This window comes from Rhodococcus sp. IC4_135, assembly GCF_011602025.1.
Taxonomy (GTDB): domain Bacteria; phylum Actinomycetota; class Actinomycetes; order Mycobacteriales; family Mycobacteriaceae; genus Rhodococcus_F; species Rhodococcus_F baikonurensis.
Genome location: NZ_JAAOLG010000001.1, coordinates 524,165 through 542,590 on the forward strand (window position 1 = coordinate 524,165; position 18,426 = coordinate 542,590).

Genomic DNA, 18,426 nt, shown 5'->3' on the forward strand with positions numbered 1-18,426 from the left:
TAGCCGGTGAAACTAAGAAGCCTGCTGTTCGCGCTTGGCGGCCTCGCGTGCGAGCATGCGATCGCGCTGTTCTTCGAACTTCGTCGCGTTCGCGGCGAGGGTCTCGAGGAAAGCTGCCAACTCTTCGCGCGTGTTCTCGCCTTCGGCACTGAAATCGTTGCGCTCGAAGATGTTCCACTTGCGCAGGACCGGCCAGACGACCTCGTCGAGGTGCTGGCGAAGGTCGTAGATACCGTGCTTGGCCATGAGGGCGCCGTTGCGGCGGAAGTTCGGCATGCCGGCGCCGGGCATCTGGAAGTTCTGGACGATGTTCGCCACAGCTTTGAGAGCCTGATCGGGCGCAAGATCGAGCGCGGCGGCGCAGATGTTGCGGTAGAAGATCATGTGCAGGTTCTCGTCGGCCGCGATGCGCTGAAGCATCTTGTCGGCGATCGGCTCGTCACAGGCCTTACCGGTATTGCGGTGGCTGACGCGCGTCGCGAGTTCCTGGAAGGTCACGTAGGCGACCGAGTGCAGCAGGCCGGCGTCGCCCTCGTCGATGGGTGCGCTGTAACCGTTCGTCATGTGTTCCATGCGGAAACGCTCGAGCTCGACGGGGTCGACTGCGCGAGTGACGACGAGGTAGTCACGCATCACGATGCCGTGACGGTTCTCCTCGGCGGTCCACCGGCCGACCCACGTACCCCAGGCGCCGTCCTGCGAAAAGTTCTCGGCGATCTCACGGTGGTACGACGGCAGGTTGTCCTCGGTGAGCAGGTTGGTGATCATCGCGGCGCGGGCGACCTCGCCGAGTTGTGACTGCTCGAGGCTCCAGTCCTCGCCGCCCATGGCTGCGAAGTTACGGCCCTCGTCCCACGGGACGTAGTCGTGTGGATGCCATTCCTTGGCCATGGAGATGTGGCGGTTGACGTTCTCCTCGGCAACCGGCTGCAGCTCTTGTAGCAGCTCCAGCTGCGTCAGAATCCTCGTCATTTCTTGCCTCCATGTTGAGTGAATGCGCGACTTCGCCCCAGCCTACGGCACCGTAGGTTTGAAAAGAATGGCATGAATATTGCTCCCCTCGGGGCGATGTTACCGATCCGTAGTTATCCGGGGGCACTTTCACGACCAAGTCGTTCTTTCGACGTAGTCGCGGAACGTCCGGGCAGGATCGGACAGTTCGCGGCTCTTCGACCAGATCAGTCCTATTTTCCGTTGGGCACCTTCGATCGGTACGTAGACGACTCCTTCGGCCCAGATCGGTGGATCTTGCACCGGCATGACCGATACACCGAAGGATGCGGAGACCAGTCCGCCGACCGTTGCCAGCTCGCTGCTCTCGAAGACGAAATTCGGAGTGAAACCTGCGGCCGCGCACAGTTCATCGAGAATTCTTCGCATCCCGAAGTTCGGATGCATACCGATGAACGGTTCGTCGGCCGCGTCCGCGAGCTCGACCGAACGCAACTGTGCGAAGCGATGATCAGCTGGAACAGCCAACGCCAGTGACTGCTGAGCGATCTGCATCCACGCGACCTGCGGATCGCGCGGCTGCGGCGAGACGACGGCCAGGTCGGACGCACCCGCGGCAATCCGGTCGACCAGGAACTGCGCGCTGTCCTGATGCAGTTCGAATCGCACTCCGGGATGCTCGACGCGGTATCCCCGCAGCATGTGCGGTACCAGCCAGGTACCGAACGAGTGGAGGAAGTCGAGTCGGACGGTGCCGCTCTCGGGACTCGCCAGCGACCGGATTTCGGTCTGCGCCGCGTCGAGTGCGTCAAGCGCGGTCCGAGCGTGCTCGTAGAGGATCTCGCCGTACCGGTTCAGTTCGAGTCGGCGTCCTTGACGGTCGAAGAGCCTCACGCCGATCTGTCCTTCGAGGCGTGCGAGTTTGCGCGAGAGGGTCGGCTGCGACAGGTGGGTCAGGTCGGCAGTGGCGGTGACCTGTTGGGTTTCGGCGAGCATGACAAACCATTCGAGGTCTTCGGTCAGCATCACGACGTCAATCTATATGTGTTCAAGACATAAAGAACTCCACAACTATGCATTTTCTTTTGTCGAAGCTCAGCGAGAGGATTCTTACCGGAGGTAAGTGATGTCTGGAGGTACGTGGTGACTGTCGAGAAGGTGATCGAATCCGATCTGGCGCCGCTTCGGCGGGGATCTACCGGATACCGCACGGTGACCGTTGCGTTGTTCGCGGCCGGGCTGTCGACGTTCATCTCGATGTACGCGGCTCAGGCACTGCTGCCCGCGTTTGCCGAAGGCTTCGACGTCTCGCCTGCTGTGTCTGCACTTTCCGTCTCGGCGACGACGGGCATGTTGGCGCTGGCGATCATTCCGGCCAGCGCGCTCTCCGAGCGGTTCGGTCGCACACAGGTGATGATCGCGTCGGCGTCGGCGTCCTGTGTGATCGGTTTGCTCCTGCCGCTCAGTCCGACGATGGAGGTTCTGCTGATCGGACGCGCGGCGCAAGGCTTGGCTCTGGCCGGGGTCCCGGCGGTGGCGATGGCCTATCTGGCCGAGGAGGTCGATCGGAAGGACCTCGGTGCGGCGATGGGAAGGTACGTTGCCGGCACGACGATCGGTGGGCTGATCGGACGGCTCGTTCCCTCGGCGGTGGTCGATTTCAGTACGTGGCGCTGGGCACTGTCGACTGCGGCCGTGCTGTCAGCGTTGTTCGCGCTCAACATGATCCGGAAGATTCCCGCGTCGAAGTTCTTTCACCCGCAACCGGTATCGGTGCGTGCGATCGCGTCGAATCTACGTCACCACCTTGCGAACCCGTCGCTGCGCACGCTTTTCGCCTTGGGGTTCATCCTGATGGGCGGATTCGTCTCGATCTACAACTTCCTCGGGTTTAGGCTTACAGCAGCACCTTTCGGTCTTCCCGAAGCGCTTGTGGGTCTGGTGTTCCTCTTCTACCTCGCCGGCACTTTCACCTCGGCGGTAGCCGGCGGGGCCTCGGACCGGCTGGGCAGGCGCAGTGTTCTGCTCGGCTCGGTGGTCGTCGTAGTGATCGGGCTGGCACTGACCGTTCCGGACAACCTGGCCCTGACACTCGTAGGGATGCTGCTCTTCACCGGAGGATTCTTCGCGGCACATTCTGTGGCCAGCGGTTGGGTGGGCCTGATCGCGACCGATCACCGGGCGGAGGCGTCGGCGTTGTATCTGTTTGCCTACTACGCGGGTTCGTCCGTGGCGGGTGCCCTCGCGGGCGTCGCGTACGCGGGCGGCGGTTGGGGCGGGGTCAGTGTCTTTGTCGGCGCGCTGCTGTTGGTTGCGTTCGCATTGTCGCTGAGGATGTTTCGATCTACGAAGGTTGACTGACAGGGTTGACTGTCAGGGCTGACTGACAGGGCTGACAGGGCACTGCGGCGACCCCGAACGGGATCGCCGCAGTGCGAATCTGTTCAGCGTCCTACTTCTTGCCGCCGCCGAGGAGGCCACCGAGAAGGTCGCCGAGGCCACCGCCGCCGCCGGATCCACCCAGGATGCCGCCGAGTGCGCCGCCGATGCCGCCGCCGGAATTACCGCCACCGCCGAGAATTCCGCCGAGGAGATCCCCGAGTCCGCCGCCGCCGGAGGCCTGGGTCTGCGCGCCGGCTCCGCCACCGGTGAACTGCTTGGCGAGGTAAGCCAGGACGATGGGAGCGAGGATCGGCAGCAACTGCTTCACCAGATCGTTTCCACCCCCGCCGCCGACACCGCCGAGTGCGCTGGCGACCTGATCGGTGTTGCCGCCGAAGATGTTCGAGACGATCTTCTGACCGTCCGCGGTGTCGACTTTGCTGATGTCGACGCCGTCGTCGAGAAGGCTGGTGTCGGCGTGCGACTGCAACGCGCTTTCCAGCGAGGCTGCGCCTGCGGGATCCTGCGCGTTGGCGCCGAGGCCGCCGACGAGGGTCGGAAGTGCAGTCTTGACCGCCGATTCGGCAGTTGCCTGGTCCACGCCGAGTTGCTGCGCGATCTGGTCGATGGGGATCTGGGATAGAAGGTCGTCAAGCGATGCCATTGATGCCCTACCTCTTCTGGGGTACTACTCGTCAGTACCCGGCTGTTGCAGACACTAGTGAATGTCGGCGTCGACGGTAACCCTCCGGTTGCCGAGCGGTCAGGCTCGGGTCTTCTCGCGGGGGACCAGACACGCTAGGAGTGCGAGAATCAGTCCGCCGGCCGTCAAGATGAATCCTGTCTGATTTGTCAGGATCGTGGAGTAGTTTTCCCTGATGACATTGTCGAATTGGTCGTTCACTCGGTAGTAGAACGTGCCCAGAGTTCCCAATCCCACGATGATTCCGATCCACGCCGCAATACGAGAACCGAACAATGCGGCGATCAGAATCAATACGGCTGAAGCGAGCAGAAGTATCGCCATCGACCGGTAGAAGGTCACGGACTGATCGCCGAGTTGCTCGATTGCCCACCCGGCCGGAAAGCCGTCCCTCAGGTCCTCGAGGCGAACATTGTTGGGTTTGACCCCGGCCAGTACGTACATGAACGAGCCGACGGCAACGGCGATTCCACAAATGAGCAGAACCAGATGAACTAACGTGCGCATGCCAGTCTCCCTGTGTTCGGAGTTCGGTGACGCGGTCGTCGCCGAGCCTAGCTGTGTCGCGGGTGTCAAGCTCGGTATCGAGCGTGCAGAATCGTCTCCATGCCCGACAACATGCGTCGACTCGAAGAGATCTCGTTGTCCCTGCCGGAGGCGGAGCGCGTCGACATCGAAGCGTGGGACGGACACCCGACCTTCCGGGTCCGGGGCAAGAACTTCGTGTTCTGCAATCTCGAAGCCACCTCCTTGACCGTCAAGTTGAGCAAGGAGGAAGCCGAAGCGGTGGTGGCCACCGAACCAGGCGCAAGTGCTGCCGGCTATGGTCTCGGTCGTCACGGGTGGGTTGCACTCGACATCGGCACCGACGTTTCCGAGGAGAAATGGTCGCAACTGGAGGAGTGGATCTACACCTCGTTCACCCTCGTTGCACCGAAGCGGCTTGCCCGGATCGTTCTCGATGCGGATGAGGAACGCCCGTAACGGATAGATTCGTCAGTACAGACGCCGACTAGACGAGGATTTGTCATGACGACACCGGAAACTTCACCGGCCACCGCAAAACCGGGCATGCCGCCGTGGGCGAAGAAGGCCATCGGGATCGCAGTGATGGCGGTGGTCCTGGTCATTGCGTACTTCATCCTCGCCGCCTTCCTTCCGCGTTGGTGGGCGCAGCGTATTGCGTCGCTCGCAAACGGCAGTTTCAGCGCCGGTATCGCGTGGGGACTTCTGTTCGGTCTCGTGTGCACGCTGGTCCCGCTGATCTTCTTCCGCGCGGTCTGGCAGGTGCGCAAGCGTAAGCACGCGCGGATCATGCAGATCACCGCCCTCGCGTTGGGAGTGATCTTCGCGCTGCCGAACCTGCTCTCTCTGACAGTTGTCCTCGGCAACAACAACGCGGCGCATGCGGGCGAGCGGATCCTCGACGTCGACGGCCCAGGCTTCCGCGGAGCCTCGGTTGTCGGTGCCGTCCTCGGCGTTGCGTTGTTCCTGGGACTTGTGGCGCTCGGCTACATGTACAAAAAGCGTGGCAAGGATCTCGACAAGATGCGCGGTGAACTCAAGCAGCACGAGCCGCAGAGCAAAGGCGAGGCACCGGCTCCCGAAATCTGAGTCAGCTCTTCGACCGAGTACTCAGGCCGACACCGACTCCGACGGTTCCCGCCGCCACCAGTCCGGCGAGCGGGACCGCCCAGTGGCCGGCGAACGTGCAGGCGAGAACCAGGATGGCACTCGCCGGTAGTACAGCCTGCTCGATCCTGTCGCGCTTGAAGTGGCGTGAGTGCATGAGCCACACGAAGATCAGGAACATCGCGGCCGGGATCGTGACCGCGGCAGATGCTGCGAACGTCGAAATGTGCGCTTCGCCCACTGCTTCCTCGACGGCTACTTCGATGCCGGCGCCGATGGCCGCAGCAGATCCGAATACGAAGTAGTGCCCGTATCCCCACAACAGGACGGCGCGATTGCCTTGGTCGGCGAGGTACTCGTGGATCGGGACGGCAAAGTAGATCCACAACGCGGAGAACACGATCAGAACTCCGCCGACGGCAATCGGTATCAGGAGGTCGGCGGCGTCGAAATCACGAATGCCGGATTGGACTGCGATGGTGGCGGCAGCAATGGTTTCGCCGAGCATGATGATGGTGAAGAGGCCGTAGCGTTCGGCGATGTGTTGCGGGTGCCACGGCGTCTGGTGGTTGCGTTCGGCTATTGCCGGCACCGCGAGTTCGGCGATCATGAGAACGAAGAATCCGGGTATCCACGCCGACGCCGGCATCAGAAGCAGCACGATCCAGCCGGCCTGGACGATCACGAGCCCGGCAGCGTATTCCAGAGCAGTGGTTCGCGCTGCACCGGTTTCACCGCTGGCGGCTCGAAGCCATTGGCAGGTGAGCGCAATTCGCATGATGAGGTAGCCGACGATGGCCGTCGTACGGTCGGTCCCGTCGAATGCGTCGGGGATCCCGGCGGCGAAGACGAGCACGCCACAAATCTGTACGAAGGTCGCGATCCGGTAGGGGACGTCGTCCGTGTCGTAGGCAGATGCGAACCAGGTGAAGTTCACCCACGCCCACCACAGTGCGAAGAAGACGAACATGTAACCGGCGATGCCGTCGGCGTAGTGGCCCTCGGCAACTGCGTGCACCAGTTGGACTCCGGCTTGCGCGGCTGCCACCACGAAACACAGGTCGAAGAACAATTCGAGTGGAGTCGACGCGCGATGGTTCTCGTCGCGGCTGCGTGCGCGCATCCGGATTATCGGCATAACCGCGCGGCCGTGGCCGGCCCCCGTACTGGTGTGTTCTGTCATCGTCCCCACCTTGCTCCGCCGAGTAGTGCAGGAGCGCAGTCTAGGACGAATCCCGTCGGGTCGACGAATGAGACATTTCGACCTTCACCACACGAGAACGGGCTTGATGACGCGGCCCGACGCCTGATCTTCCACGGCTTTGTTGATGTCGGAGAACGCGTACCGCGTCACCAAACGGTCGATCGGAAACCTGCCCTCGGTGAAGAGTTCGACGAGTTCGGGAATGAAGGTCGTGATCTCGGATTCGCCCTCGATGCATCCTCGAATCGTCTTTCCGTTCAACATGATGTCGGCCATGTTCACCTCGAGTGCGGACGCTCCGAGTCCGACCACTGCCAGTGTTCCCCGCGCACGAAGCGAGGCAATTCCCTGGTTGATCACGGCGCCGATGCCGGTGGTGTCGAGGGAATGCGTCGAACCCCCGTCGGTGGCGGCTCGCACCGCTTCGACCGCGTCCTCGGTGGTCGGATCGACGGTCACAGCGCCGAATTCCTCGGCGAGGCTTCGTCGCTGCGCAACCGGGTCCACCGCGACCAGGGTGGAAACCCCGGCAGCTCTCGCTGCCAGCAGCGCCGCGAATCCGACGCTGCCGGCTCCGAAGACGACAAACGTCGAGTCGGTCTCGGGGCGAAGCAGATTCAGTACCGCGCCGGCGCCGGTTTGAAACCCGCAGCCGAGCGGAGCTGCGACGGTCAGGTCCACCGCAGGATCGACGACGACGGTGTTGTCGGCGGAGGTGATGACGTATTCCGCGAAGCTGGACTGGCCGAAGAAGGCGGACCGTAGCGGGGTTCCGTCTCGCCGGATCGGCGTCGAGCCGTCGGTGCGTGCGCCAGAGCTGTTGAGCGCGTGTGAGCTTTCGCAGTACGCCCGATGACCGCTGAGACATTGCCTGCACGCACCGCAACTGCGATAGCTCAACAACACGTGATCGCCGGGCACGACCTTGTCGATCGACGAGCCGACGGCCTCGACCACCCCCGCTCCTTCGTGCCCGAACACGCAGGGGCCGAGCCTTTCCGGTAGCACCGACTTCGTGAACAAATCTGTGTGGCACAGGCCGGTAGCGACGATGCGAACAAGGATCTCGTCTGCGCGGGGTTCGTCGATTTCAACGGTGTCGAGTGTGAAGGGGGAGTGTGGGCCGTGTGAGAGCGCCGCTGTCATCTGCATGGAGGACGTCGAATTCTGTTCGGCGCGAATCACACTCGCTCGAGCAGGAAGTAGTAGTGCTGCCCACCGTCGAGAACCACCGCCGACTTTCCGTTCATGATGCCCATCAGTGTCGAGTCGTCGACCTTCTTGAAGTGGTCGAAGATCGGCGCACCGTCGTAGACCATCGTTGCCGTGACTTCGCCACGAAACTCGATGTTCCACAGGCTTGCTTCGCCATTGCCGCCCTTGACGTCGGAATAGAGGTTGCCGTCTTCGTCTCGGCAGATCAACGGCTTTGCGTCCTCGACCGAGTTGAAGGTCTTGCCGTACCAACGGCTCGCGAACAGCTTTTCGTGAAGCCGGTGACCGGTGGCGAAGTCGTCACCTTTCCATTCGCCGAGGATGTCTTCTGCGGCGACGGTGTCCAGAGCGGCCCACACGTCATCGAGTTCTGCAGGAGATACACCACTTTCCGCTGCACGGAGCCGAGCGAAAGTGGTTCGGGCCTCGTCGAGATTCATGTCTCTCCCTGCATCGGCGGATAAGCGTCAAGTGAGTTCGCGAACCAAACTGTTCGTCAACTCCGCACGCTACGCCGAACCGGACGGTTCGGCAACGGTCGATTCGTTCTAGGCTGTCGACATGCGCTCAGCAGGGGAAGCCACGAGGGACCGCATCCTGGCGGCCGCAAAGGACGAGTTCGCCACGCACGGTCTGGCCGGCGCGCGGATCAATCGGATCGCCGCGCAGGCGCGTGCCAGCAAAGACCGTCTCTATGCGTACTTCGCAAGCAAGGAAGAGTTGTTCGCTGCCGTCACCGAACAGTGGACGTCCGAAACCACAGCGGAGACAGCGCTTCGTGGCGACGATCTGCCGGGCTATGCCGCTCGGCTTTTCGACAACTACGTTGCGCATCCCGAGAACGCACGGTTGCAGCAATGGGCGGATCTCGAAGCACCGGACGTCATGAGTGAGGACGACATACGAAGCAAGACGTTCCGGCCCAAAGTAGCCGAGATCCGCAAGGGCCAACTCGAGGGACACATCGACCCCGAGTGGAATCCTACGGAGTTGATTCTGTTGATCACCGATATCGTCCGAATGCTTGCGCTCAAGTCGTCTCGTTCGGTCCCTCGACGTCGGGAGGCGGCGGTCGAGGCGGTTCGGCGGTTGATCGCGACGTGACGAACCGGATGTGCAACGTGATCAATGGCCAACGCCGCGTTCCCTTGTGTTCTCGCACGAGGGGACGCGGCGTTGAATTCCAGTTCGGAGCGGGTCAGAGCTTGACCGACGGCTGACCACTCCTGATACGGCTTACCTCGGATCGAGCGAATTCGACTCGGTCGCTTTCTGTTCCGCGGGCCTGGGCCAGTGCGTCGGCTAGATCCGCGGCGGCCTCGAGTACGTACCCGTTGCGTTTGCGATCTGCGTGGCTTGCCGCTGACTTCCGGAATGTCTTGCGTGCCTTCCGGTCGCCGCACAGAGCCGTCAGTTCGTCGACGGTGATGACGCCGCGCTCGACCTCCGGGGTGAGGACGTCTCGAAGGAACTGGCGTTCGCGGGGAACCGTCATTCGGAACACTCGGAAAACGAGGACCAACGCCGCGGTGATCATGACGACGAAGAGTGGGAAGAGAAGAATGGCCTTGCCCTGGGACAGAGCAGCGGCCGAATCCCACAGGCCGTGCAGCAACATCGCAGATGCCATCAAGATGAGGCCCCGCCCCACTCGTCGTGGTTCGGCGGGGCGCCCCAAGAGATAGACCAGTCCCGCACAGAAGATTGCACTGTAGAGAGTGTGCGCCGCGACTCCGAAGACCATACGGAGCATGATCGTGGACATCGCTGCACCGACCGGATCGGCCCCGAACTGCGACGCGGCCGAGTTCAGTGCGTAGAGAACGTCTTCGAAGATCTGGAAGCCGAGTCCGATGAACGCGCCGAGTATGAAGCCGTCGAAGGCGGTGCGCACCAGGCGAGATGCCAGCGCGACGAGTAGGAGCAGTCCGACACCTTTGGCGATTTCTTCGGTGAACGGCGCTGTCAACCCCGCGCCCCAGTCCTTCGCCCACGCTTGTCCGAACGTCTTGGCATACAAGGCGAGTATCGCGTCGTTGGCGTTCGCTGCCATGACCCACGTCGCAGCGAAGCTCCCCCAGAGGAAGGCCACCACGATCAACTTCACCGGCTGGCGTGCATAGCGGTCGATGTGATGGGTGAACCACCAGAAGACTGCACCGTAGACGCCGAAGAGCACGATCGACAGTGCTATGGCGTCGCCGTAGGCGGGTGCTGAGGCCGAGAGCATCGAGAAAAGCTTGAAAGCACCGGTCACCACCAGCATGAGGTAGACCCAGAAGGCTGCGTTGCGCGGCTGGTAGAAGGTGAAAGACCGTCCCCAGCCCGAGTTTTCGATTGCATCGACTCTAGCGGTGATCAGGTTGTCGGTCGTCTGAGTGGCGGGAGCGGTCATCACTTTCCCTCTCCGGTTCGGTGGCCGATGCTCACGATCATGCGAGCGATGTCGTCGGTGATCGCGGGAGCCACGTCGCTCGGACCGGTGGAGAGCACCTCGATGCCCTTGCCGTCGACGACGAATGCGGCGATCACTCCGTCCGTGGACGAATTCGAGTAGCTGGTCAGGACGCCACGGATGCCGCTCTCGGTCGTGATCGCCGAGGAATCGTCGCTCACGCGCAGTGATTTCTCGGTAGCGAGAGCATCCGAAGTCTTCTTGATCTGTTCCAGGAGAGCCTGTGCGTCTCCGGCGAAAGGCGCTGTGTACACGGTGAACATTGCTCCGCCGTTCACGAGCGCGGCGCGAGGGGGGAACGAACCGGTCACCGGTGTATCGGCCTCGCGGACGCCGTCGGTGATTCCCCAGCCTGGAGCGGGAACGAAGGTGATGCCGTACTGGAGTTCCATGACGTCGCCCGCGACGACCGGGTCGTCGTAGGAGACGGCGTCGTTGATCTGCGGGATGACGATGCTCATCACGATTGCGACGGCCAGCACGATGGCAGCCGGAAGGATGGTCGTGCGATCGAGGCCGAACCACCGCCGGTCAACCGGAACCCAGCGGTCGTCGGGTTCGTACCGGGCACGTGGCGGTCCTTCCCGTTCCGTAATGTTCGCGTGTGTCATTTATGCCTCGGTTTCCGTGACTTTGTGGTTTGAAGAGTTCGCGCACAACAGTTTCCGATGCCTGTGTGCCGGAGAAGATCGGCAGGCCCCGAGAATCCGAGGAGTGAGCTTGTCTGTGAAGAAATTATCAAACCGAATATTTCGGGCTGCGGACTGAACTCGTTGTTTCTTTCCGAACTTGCATCGGTGCAGCTCGACCGTCGGCTGAGGAGGTCGCCTGGATTTACGGATTTCTCAGTAATGGTGCGTACGTTGGGCGTCGGCTCGTTGACGCCCTCGGGATGTTGACGTGCCGCCAAACTTTTTGTCGTCGACTGTTCAGATGCTGGTGAGCAAAAGGATCGCGGACGGCCACCCGAAGTGAATATCGTCGACTCCCAGCGTGTTCCTTCGGTGCGCGCACCTGTTCAGCATCTGGAGTGGCCCGTGTCGAAGTGGCAGTACACATGAAGATCTCGAAGAAGACGGCGCTGGTTGTCATGGCTGCATTCGCCCTGACGTTGGGATCGGCGCAAGTCGGGACCGCCCGCGCGGACACACCGGTCAAGGTCAGTGTGGCCGGTCATGTGGTGAACGCTGGGCACTTCGAGCAGGTGCGGCGCCCGAATCGCTGCGTGAAGGCATCGCCGGCAAAGCCGAAGCCGAGCGAGCAGAAGACCACGAATCGCAGCGGGCGTCGTGGTAGCGGGGGATGCTTCTGAGCTCGCCGGCCGCCTTCGTTGTTTCCTGCTCCGGAAACTGCAACACGTTCTAATATCGGGTCATGGACGTGACCTATGACGGGACCAAACGCGAAGTCGCCACAGGCAAAGGCACCTTGCGTTATCACGAGGCAGGGGATGGTCCGCCGTTGATCCTGTTGCACGGCTCGGGGATCGGCGTGAGTGGGTGGCGGAACTATCGGGGGAACCTCGAGGTGTTCGCGAAGCATTTCCACTGCTACATCCTCGAGTTCCCGGGTTTCGGCGTGAGCGATCCCGTCGACGGGCATCCGGTTCTCACGGCAGCTTCGGCGGTGATCCGATTCATGGACGCGCTGGGAATCGAATCGGCTGCGATGATCGGCAATTCGATGGGTGGAGTTGTCGGCGTCAACGTCGCGATGAGGTTCCCCGACCGCGTCCGCACACTGGTCACCATTGGCGGAGTGGGCCCGAACATCTTCAGTCAGAACCCGAGCGAAGGCACGCGGCTCCTGCAGGACTTCGCCGACGCTCCCAGTCGCGACAAGTTGGTTCGCTGGCTCGAATGCATGGTGTACGACAGGGCCGTGATCACCGAGGAACGGATCGCGGAGCGGTGGGAAACTGCCAACGACCCGGCATCGCATCAGGCATTGTCTGCGATGTACGGGTCCAAAGCCTTTGCTGCTCAGCAACAGATGATGGCCAACTCGGACGCACCGCCCTACTGGTCGATGATGCACAAGGTGCAGTGCCCGACCTTGCTGACGTGGGGGCTCGACGATCGGCAGTGCCCACCCGACATGCCGATGATTCCGATGCGACTGATTCCGAACGCCGAACTGCACGTCTTCCCGAACTGCGGGCACTGGGTGATGGTCGAAGCCAAGCAGGCATTCGAGCGAGTGACCCTCGAGTTTCTGCTTCGATGATCTGTTCGGCAATTCATGTGGCGCCCGTTCACGTGGCACGAATGCAGAAGACCCGGCGCTCCGTGTGAGGAGTGCCGGGTCTGCGTTTGTGCCCCCAGTAGGACTCGAACCTACGACCTGCGGATTAAAAGTCCGTAGCTCTACCAACTGAGCTATAGGGGCGCGGCGCAGAGTCTAACGGGACCGCAGAGTACGTGAAAACACCACCCCCACCAGAAGTGCAATTCCGATGACGGCGATGGTTCCACCGGTGCGGTGCAGACCCGCGTCGTCGATGGTTCCGCGCATGGTCAACTCGATGACGACGGCAGCAAGGTTGGCGCCGATGTACTGGATTGTTCGGTACAGGCCGATCGCGGTCCCGACGTCGGCGGAGGTTGTCACCGAGTTGATCAGGTTCTGGTTTCCCATGTTGTTGAAGCCGTTGGGAATGCCCAGGATCGCCGCTATCAGCAGGAGCGCCACCAGCGGCGTCGAACTCGATTCGACGAAGGCGATCAGAATCCCGCCGACAGCCAACGCGGCTGTGCCGATCAGCAGGGTGATCCGTGCGCCGAATTTCCCGTACACCTTCGACGCGGACATAGTCGCGAAGATCCCGATCGCAGCGACGGGGAGCATGAAGAGCCCCGCGCTGATCGGCGACATTCCGCGGGCTACCTGTAGCCACTGGGGGAGTCCGAAGAATATGCAGTAGAACGCTGTGTAGGTCAGCAGGGTCCGGCCGAGTGTCATGCTCAGTGCACGGTTTCGCGCGACGGCACGGACGTCGATGAATGCCGAGGCCGTTCGACGTTCCCACCAGACGAAGAGGAACGCGAAGAATGCCGTCGATGGCAGGAGGTACCACTTCGCATGCTCGGCGAGGGAGAGGAGAAAGAGCATCGTCGACGTCGTCAGGGCCAGAAACAGGCCGATGCCGAGTGGATCGAGAGACTTGAACAACGCAGCGGCACCGGCGCGGTCGGGCAGAGCTGAGTCGCTCGGAGCGGCGAAGAAGACCCATACGGCGGTGACGACGACGAGCGGGAGGTTCACCCACATGATCGACTGCCAACCGAGTGTGCCGACCAACAATCCGCCGAGGGTCGGGCCCAGCGCGACGACCGACTGAGCGCAAATGGTGAGTGTTGCTATCGCTGAACGGGTTTGAGTCCGGTGGCGATCGGCGTATTCACGGATGACGGTCATCGCATTCGGATACTGTGTCGCCGTGCCGATTCCGAGCAGGATTCGTGCCGCGATGAGCCAACCCAGCGACGGAGCGAGCGAGCCGAGGATCGATCCGGCAGCGATCAGTCCCAACCCTGCGAGATAGACGCGTTTGGCGCCGAGAATCGATCCGAGTCGCCCGGCCGCAGGGGCCGTGACCGCGGTCGCGATGTAGAGGGCCGAGATCACCCAGGCTGTACCGGAACTCGAACCGAAGTAGGTGGCGATCGGGACGATTGCCACCGCAATCATCGACGAGTTCAGTGCTTGAAGAACGGTTCCCGAGCCGAGAGCAAGACTCAGTTTCAGTGGAACGGAAGTGTGGGGCGTCGGCGTTTCGACCACGGCGGTCACGGGTTCATCAGTGACTCCTCTGATGTCGATGTCGATGCTGATGCCGGGGAAGCATCCTGGCCGAGTCTGCGCAGGATGCGGCCGGCGATCAGCAGCAGATCGCGCTCGGCTTCGGTGCACTCGGTATCGATCACCTCGGCCAGCCACTCAGTGCGTTTCTTTCGGTCTTCGTCCAGGGTCGAGATCCCGAGTTCGGTCATCGTGACCAGGACCGCGCGCCCATCCGACGGATCCGAACTGCGTGTAACAATCCCCTGCTCTTCGAGTGCGGCCACGGTCTTGGCGATCGATTGCGGTGTGACGCGCTCGAATTTGGCCAACTCTTTTGCGGTCAACGGACCTTGTCGGTCGAGGTGGCCGAGGGCCTGGATTTGGCTCGGGGTGAGTTTGTGGTCGTTGCGTTTGGTGCGCAGCCGCCGAACGAAGGCACCCAGATCGTCCCAAAGTACGTCGATGTCGTCTCGTGCCTTACTGCGAGCCCCACGTTCGTCCATTTAGACAGTCTAACTGTGTTATTTCAGCGTTTCCAGTCCGATTTGCGCGAAAAAGTGGGAATAAATGATTGCTTTGGTTGTTTAAAACTCTGAGACTGCCGTGCATCGGCAGGCGGACTGATTCCGTCCACGGGGGCGGATTGCCGAAGCCTCCGACAGTAGAAAGCTCGGATGCGCACCCCCTGCGGCGCACCCGAGCGGCCAAAACCATACCACTTGGTGTCTTTTGGGCATAAAGTCGGTTGTTGTCCCCCGAACAGCCGATTGCGACTAGTACTTTTGGCGGGTATCGCTCTAGTCCTTACGTAGGGTGTGTTGGAGGGGATATTGTGAAGTTTCGGGGGATGACAGGCGCCGATCACGGCGATTCTGCGTACCAACTCTGCGAGAGGCACAACACCGTCAATGGCACGTCAACAAGAGCGTGCGCGGCGTACCCGCGCCGCCCTGGTCGAAGCGGCTGCAGTCGAATTCGCCAAGCGCGGCTATGCAGCTGCGTCGGTGAACACGATCCTCGAGGGCTCCCGCGCCACCAAAGGCGCCATGTATTTTCATTTCCAGTCCAAGGAGGAGTTGGCGCGAGCAGTTCTGACCTCGGCTATCGAAACCTTCACTGGAATCACTGATCGTTGGGCCAAGAGAACAGACCTCGATCCATTCGTCGCCTTGCACGGGCTCGTGCTCGACATTGCCGAGGTCTTCCGTACCGAGGTAATCGTGCAGGCGGAATTCCGGCTGATCATCGAGCCGGAGTTCTACAAGGATGTGCAATCGGGTGGCGGGCAGGTCTGGGGAAAGACCGCCTACGAGTTGGCATTGCGCGCCAAGGACGACGGTTTGCTCCGCGAAGACGTCGACCCGGAGAAATTCACGCGTGTCCTGGCAGCGAGCCTTGCCGGCCAGCGGTACATGGCAGACCTGATTGCCTCGAGTGGCGATCTGGGCGTGTGGTTCGAGGAGTCCCTCGAAGTGGTGCTCGAAGCGATGGCCACGCCGGAGTGGTTGGAGAAGTTCCATCGTGACGGGTGGCCGCAAGTGGAGTTCCCCGACGCGGAATAGTCCACTTTTTTGGCCATGACCAGGCGATTTGTGATTTCCGAATGCCGTGCCATAAGCTATCCAAGCTCCCAACGGAACGCCGTTGGGGTACTAGTTCGGAGAGATCCGGCGGGCCCCCTTCGTCTAGCGGCCTAGGACGCCGCCCTTTCAAGGCGGTAGCGCGGGTTCGAATCCCGTAGGGGGTACGTTTTGCGAAAGCGAAACGATGCAGTATGGTTTGACCCGCACGACACGCTTTGAGATGCACAAATGCCAGGCCAGGACAGTGGTTTGGGAGCGGCTCGAAGATGTAGTACGGTTTCACAGCAAGGAAAAAGCAAGGCCCTGTGGCGCAGTTGGTTAGCGCGCCGCCCTGTCACGGCGGAGGTCGCGGGTTCGAGTCCCGTCAGGGTCGCAAAGCGTTGTTCTCAGTCTCTTGATTGAGAACAACGCAATGCGATAGGCATTCGGTTCGGGTGCCGTCCGGCCAGGTAGCTCAGTTGGTACGAGCGTCCGCCTGAAAAGCGGAAGGTCGCCGGTTCGATCCCGGCCCTGGCCACAACAATTCTTCTGAACAAGCTCCAACGTCGATGTTCTTCGAACATGAGGTTGGAGCTTTTTCGTGTTCCGATGCCAATCGCCATCTTCATTTCGGCGCGACCATCTGGGCAAGTACGCGCCCATCCCTTCGTGAATGTTTCCGGTCACCGGGAACGTGCTGTGCGTCACTCCGCCGCGAACTTCACTATTAGCCGGTTGCGGCCGATCCCTGGTCGCGTCTACTGGAAGTGAGGTGGAATACCTGTGTCGCACTCGAGATCTTGGCGTACCGGGAAAGTGAGCCGTGCCGCCGTCGCGGTGCTCGGTGCCGGCGTCTTGTTGGTGGGCTGCGCGAGTAGCAACGACGACAGCGGAACCGACACACCGACTGCGTCGGGTGACGTCGTGACCGGCATGGTCAACGAGCAACCAGATCCGGGGAGTGCAGTCGCCGGCGGGACCATGACGTACGGCGTGCAGGTACTCGTTCCCTCACTCGACCCGACCAAGACTGCCGCCCGCGGCGGTTCCGGTGGAGAGGCGTTCGCAGCTGTCTACGACGTCTTGATGAGCTACGACACTGCAAGCGGAGAATTCGAGCCCAAGCTTGCCGAATCGCTCGCGACCGCTGACGACGGAGCCACCTGGACTCTGAAACTTCGCGACGGTGTGAAGTTCAGCGACGGCACCACCCTGGACGCCAACGCGGTGATTGCGAGTATCGATCGGTACAACGCAGGCAAGGGCAACGGCGCCGAGCTCTGGCTGGCTTCAGTGGAATCGGCGCAGGCAAGCGATCCGACGACGGTCGTGTTCAAGCTGAAGACGCCGTGGATGCGCTTCCCGTCGATGCTCGCTCTCGGTCACGGGATGATCGTCGCCCCGAGTTCGCAGCAAGGCGACAAGTTCACCGCTGTCGGAGCCGGGCCTTTCACCGAAGATCTCTTCACTCCGAGCGTCGAGCGAGTTTTCAAGGCCAACCCGTCCTACTACGGCGGGGCTCCGAAGCTGGACAAGTTGCGAATGGTCGCACTCAACGGTCCGCAGGCCAATCTCGAATCGTTGAACAGCGGTCAGCTCGATGTCGCGTACATTCGTGGCCTCACGTCGGCGATCAATTCCGCCAAGTCCGCTGGTTACCCCGGCTACATCGACGTGCTCAATGCCGGTAGTGCCGAGATCGTCAACAACCGTGAAGGCCGACCGGGCTCGGATGTTCGCGTCCGCCAGGCTATCGGCTACGCGCTCGACACCACGTTGATCGATCAGCGCGTGGAAAATGGTGAGGGACTGCCGGGCTCGGAGTTGTTCGGTCCGACGTCCCAATGGCATGTAGACACACCGGGTATCGCCTACGACCCCGAGAAGGCGAAGGAACTACTGAATCAGGCAAAGGCCGACGGGTACGACGGCACTCTCGACTACACCGTCCTGAGTGAGCCCAAGGATCATGCGATCGGTCTCGCCGTGCAGTCACTGTTGCAGGCCGTCGGGTTCGATGTGAACTTGATCTTGGCCAACAATGCAGGCGACATCGTGCAGAACGTCTACGTCAAGCACGATTTCGACCTCGCGCACGCGGGCATCGGAATGTACGAGTCGATTCTCGATCTCGGATTGTTCTCCACGACCAACAGCACCTCGATGGCGAACACTGCTGGATACGCGAACCCCGCGATGGACCAGCTGATCGCAGATCTTCAACAGGCCAAGGACAACTCGTCGACCCTGGCGGTCATCGGCAAGATCCAGACACTGTGGAACGAGACGGTTCCGTCCGCACCGATCGGCGGGCTGACATCGTTCTGGGCCTGGCAGAAGAACGTTCACGGTGTCGTTCCCACAGCTACCGGAATCATGCTGTTCGACCAGGCCTGGCTGGGCGCGAAGTAGATCAACTGCTGCCCTCCAGGCGAGCCCCGTCCGACGCGAGTCGGGCGGGGCTCGTTCTCTTTCGACGTCCAGCATCAACGATGCAACCCTTTCGATCAGTGTGATTCAATTGAAATAGGTTGTAGGT

The 18,426-nt window shown here is 61.6% G+C and carries 19 protein-coding genes and 4 tRNA genes; 11 read left to right on the plus strand and 12 right to left on the minus strand.

Annotated elements, in window-relative coordinates; all coding sequences use genetic code 11:
* Positions 1-12: 12 nt before the first annotated feature.
* Positions 13-972 carry an acyl-ACP desaturase gene (locus tag G8767_RS02610; RefSeq protein WP_003940492.1) on the minus strand — a complete coding sequence of 320 codons (960 nt, stop codon included), beginning with the start codon at positions 970-972 and terminating at the stop codon, positions 13-15.
* A gap of 129 nt (positions 973-1,101) precedes the next feature.
* Positions 1,102-1,980 (minus strand): LysR family transcriptional regulator, encoded by an 879-nt coding sequence (locus G8767_RS02615; protein ID WP_166809247.1) that lies wholly within the window; start codon positions 1,978-1,980, stop codon positions 1,102-1,104.
* A gap of 114 nt (positions 1,981-2,094) precedes the next feature.
* Between G8767_RS02615 and G8767_RS02620 the strand changes: the two genes are divergently transcribed.
* Positions 2,095-3,312, plus strand: a complete 1,218-nt coding sequence (locus tag G8767_RS02620) for an MFS transporter (protein WP_166809248.1) — start codon at positions 2,095-2,097, stop codon at positions 3,310-3,312.
* Positions 3,313-3,403: 91 nt separating this feature from the next.
* Here G8767_RS02620 and G8767_RS02625 read toward each other — a convergent pair whose 3' ends face one another.
* Both G8767_RS02625 and G8767_RS02630 read right to left on the minus strand, forming a co-directional pair.
* Entirely contained in the window at positions 3,404-3,997 is a 594-nt protein-coding gene (locus G8767_RS02625) for a DUF937 domain-containing protein (RefSeq protein ID WP_095968689.1), read from the minus strand.
* Between the two features lie 99 nt (positions 3,998-4,096).
* Positions 4,097-4,543 (minus strand): hypothetical protein, encoded by a 447-nt coding sequence (locus tag G8767_RS02630; RefSeq protein WP_124567676.1) that lies wholly within the window; start codon positions 4,541-4,543, stop codon positions 4,097-4,099.
* Positions 4,544-4,642: 99 nt separating this feature from the next.
* On the opposite strand from G8767_RS02630, the gene G8767_RS02635 reads away from it, so the two are divergent.
* Both G8767_RS02635 and G8767_RS02640 read left to right on the plus strand, forming a co-directional pair.
* On the plus strand, positions 4,643-5,020 hold the full coding sequence (locus G8767_RS02635; protein ID WP_020908916.1) for an MmcQ/YjbR family DNA-binding protein: 378 nt from the start codon (positions 4,643-4,645) through the stop codon (positions 5,018-5,020).
* A 45-nt stretch (positions 5,021-5,065) separates the two neighbouring features.
* Positions 5,066-5,650 (plus strand): hypothetical protein, encoded by a 585-nt coding sequence (locus G8767_RS02640; protein ID WP_003940111.1) that lies wholly within the window; start codon positions 5,066-5,068, stop codon positions 5,648-5,650.
* Position 5,651: 1 nt separating this feature from the next.
* On the opposite strand, the gene G8767_RS02645 is transcribed toward G8767_RS02640, so the two are convergent.
* The 3 genes from G8767_RS02645 to G8767_RS02655 all read right to left on the minus strand — a co-directional run bounded on the left by G8767_RS02645 (position 5,652) and on the right by G8767_RS02655 (position 8,527).
* Positions 5,652-6,851, minus strand: coding sequence for a low temperature requirement protein A (locus G8767_RS02645; RefSeq protein WP_166809249.1), 1,200 nt, complete (start codon positions 6,849-6,851; stop codon positions 5,652-5,654).
* An 84-nt stretch (positions 6,852-6,935) separates the two neighbouring features.
* The gene (locus G8767_RS02650) at positions 6,936-8,024 is read right to left on the minus strand and encodes an NAD(P)-dependent alcohol dehydrogenase (protein WP_166809480.1); all 1,089 of its coding nucleotides are present in this window, start codon (positions 8,022-8,024) and stop codon (positions 6,936-6,938) included.
* Positions 8,025-8,053: 29 nt separating this feature from the next.
* A complete protein-coding gene (locus G8767_RS02655; RefSeq protein ID WP_166809250.1) occupies positions 8,054-8,527 on the minus strand; it encodes a DUF4334 domain-containing protein in 474 nt (157 codons plus the stop codon).
* Positions 8,528-8,648: 121 nt separating this feature from the next.
* Between G8767_RS02655 and G8767_RS02660 the strand changes: the two genes are divergently transcribed.
* Positions 8,649-9,191, plus strand: a complete 543-nt coding sequence (locus G8767_RS02660) for a TetR family transcriptional regulator (RefSeq protein ID WP_095968694.1) — start codon at positions 8,649-8,651, stop codon at positions 9,189-9,191.
* A 94-nt stretch (positions 9,192-9,285) separates the two neighbouring features.
* Here the strand turns inward: G8767_RS02660 and G8767_RS02665 are convergent, their stop codons facing one another.
* Together G8767_RS02665 and G8767_RS02670 are read right to left on the minus strand one after the other, a co-directional pair.
* A complete protein-coding gene (locus G8767_RS02665) occupies positions 9,286-10,482 on the minus strand; it encodes a PrsW family intramembrane metalloprotease (RefSeq protein ID WP_166809251.1) in 1,197 nt (398 codons plus the stop codon).
* Positions 10,482-11,153 carry a hypothetical protein gene (locus G8767_RS02670; protein WP_166809252.1) on the minus strand — a complete coding sequence of 224 codons (672 nt, stop codon included), beginning with the start codon at positions 11,151-11,153 and terminating at the stop codon, positions 10,482-10,484. Before G8767_RS02670 ends, G8767_RS02665 begins: the two co-directional genes overlap by 1 nt.
* Before the next feature lie 446 nt (positions 11,154-11,599).
* Here G8767_RS02670 and G8767_RS02675 point away from each other — a divergent pair, with 446 nt between their 5' ends.
* Together G8767_RS02675 and G8767_RS02680 are read left to right on the plus strand one after the other, a co-directional pair.
* Entirely contained in the window at positions 11,600-11,854 is a 255-nt protein-coding gene (locus G8767_RS02675; protein WP_166809253.1) for a hypothetical protein, read from the plus strand.
* A 62-nt stretch (positions 11,855-11,916) separates the two neighbouring features.
* Positions 11,917-12,768: an alpha/beta fold hydrolase gene (locus G8767_RS02680; protein ID WP_166809254.1), complete on the plus strand. Its 852-nt coding sequence runs from the start codon at positions 11,917-11,919 to the stop codon at positions 12,766-12,768.
* Between the two features lie 89 nt (positions 12,769-12,857).
* Here the strand turns inward: G8767_RS02680 and G8767_RS02685 are convergent.
* From G8767_RS02685 to G8767_RS02695, 3 genes are all read right to left on the minus strand, one after another.
* Positions 12,858-12,930 (minus strand) — tRNA-Lys (locus G8767_RS02685).
* A gap of 12 nt (positions 12,931-12,942) precedes the next feature.
* On the minus strand, positions 12,943-14,334 hold the full coding sequence (locus tag G8767_RS02690; protein WP_124567667.1) for an MFS transporter: 1,392 nt from the start codon (positions 14,332-14,334) through the stop codon (positions 12,943-12,945).
* Positions 14,331-14,828, minus strand: coding sequence for a MarR family transcriptional regulator (locus tag G8767_RS02695; RefSeq protein ID WP_166809255.1), 498 nt, complete (start codon positions 14,826-14,828; stop codon positions 14,331-14,333). Before G8767_RS02695 ends, G8767_RS02690 begins: the two co-directional genes overlap by 4 nt.
* A gap of 405 nt (positions 14,829-15,233) precedes the next feature.
* On the opposite strand from G8767_RS02695, the gene G8767_RS02700 reads away from it, so the two are divergent.
* From G8767_RS02700 to G8767_RS02720, 5 genes are all read left to right on the plus strand, one after another.
* The gene (locus G8767_RS02700) at positions 15,234-15,887 is read left to right on the plus strand and encodes a TetR family transcriptional regulator (protein ID WP_019745065.1); all 654 of its coding nucleotides are present in this window, start codon (positions 15,234-15,236) and stop codon (positions 15,885-15,887) included.
* Positions 15,888-15,999: 112 nt separating this feature from the next.
* A tRNA-Glu gene (locus G8767_RS02705) sits at positions 16,000-16,072 on the plus strand.
* Positions 16,073-16,207: 135 nt separating this feature from the next.
* Positions 16,208-16,281 (plus strand) — tRNA-Asp (locus G8767_RS02710).
* 70 nt (positions 16,282-16,351) lie between these two features.
* A tRNA-Phe gene (locus tag G8767_RS02715) sits at positions 16,352-16,425 on the plus strand.
* A gap of 245 nt (positions 16,426-16,670) precedes the next feature.
* On the plus strand, positions 16,671-18,299 hold the full coding sequence (locus G8767_RS02720) for an ABC transporter substrate-binding protein (RefSeq protein ID WP_166809256.1): 1,629 nt from the start codon (positions 16,671-16,673) through the stop codon (positions 18,297-18,299).
* Positions 18,300-18,426: the final 127 nt, after the last annotated feature.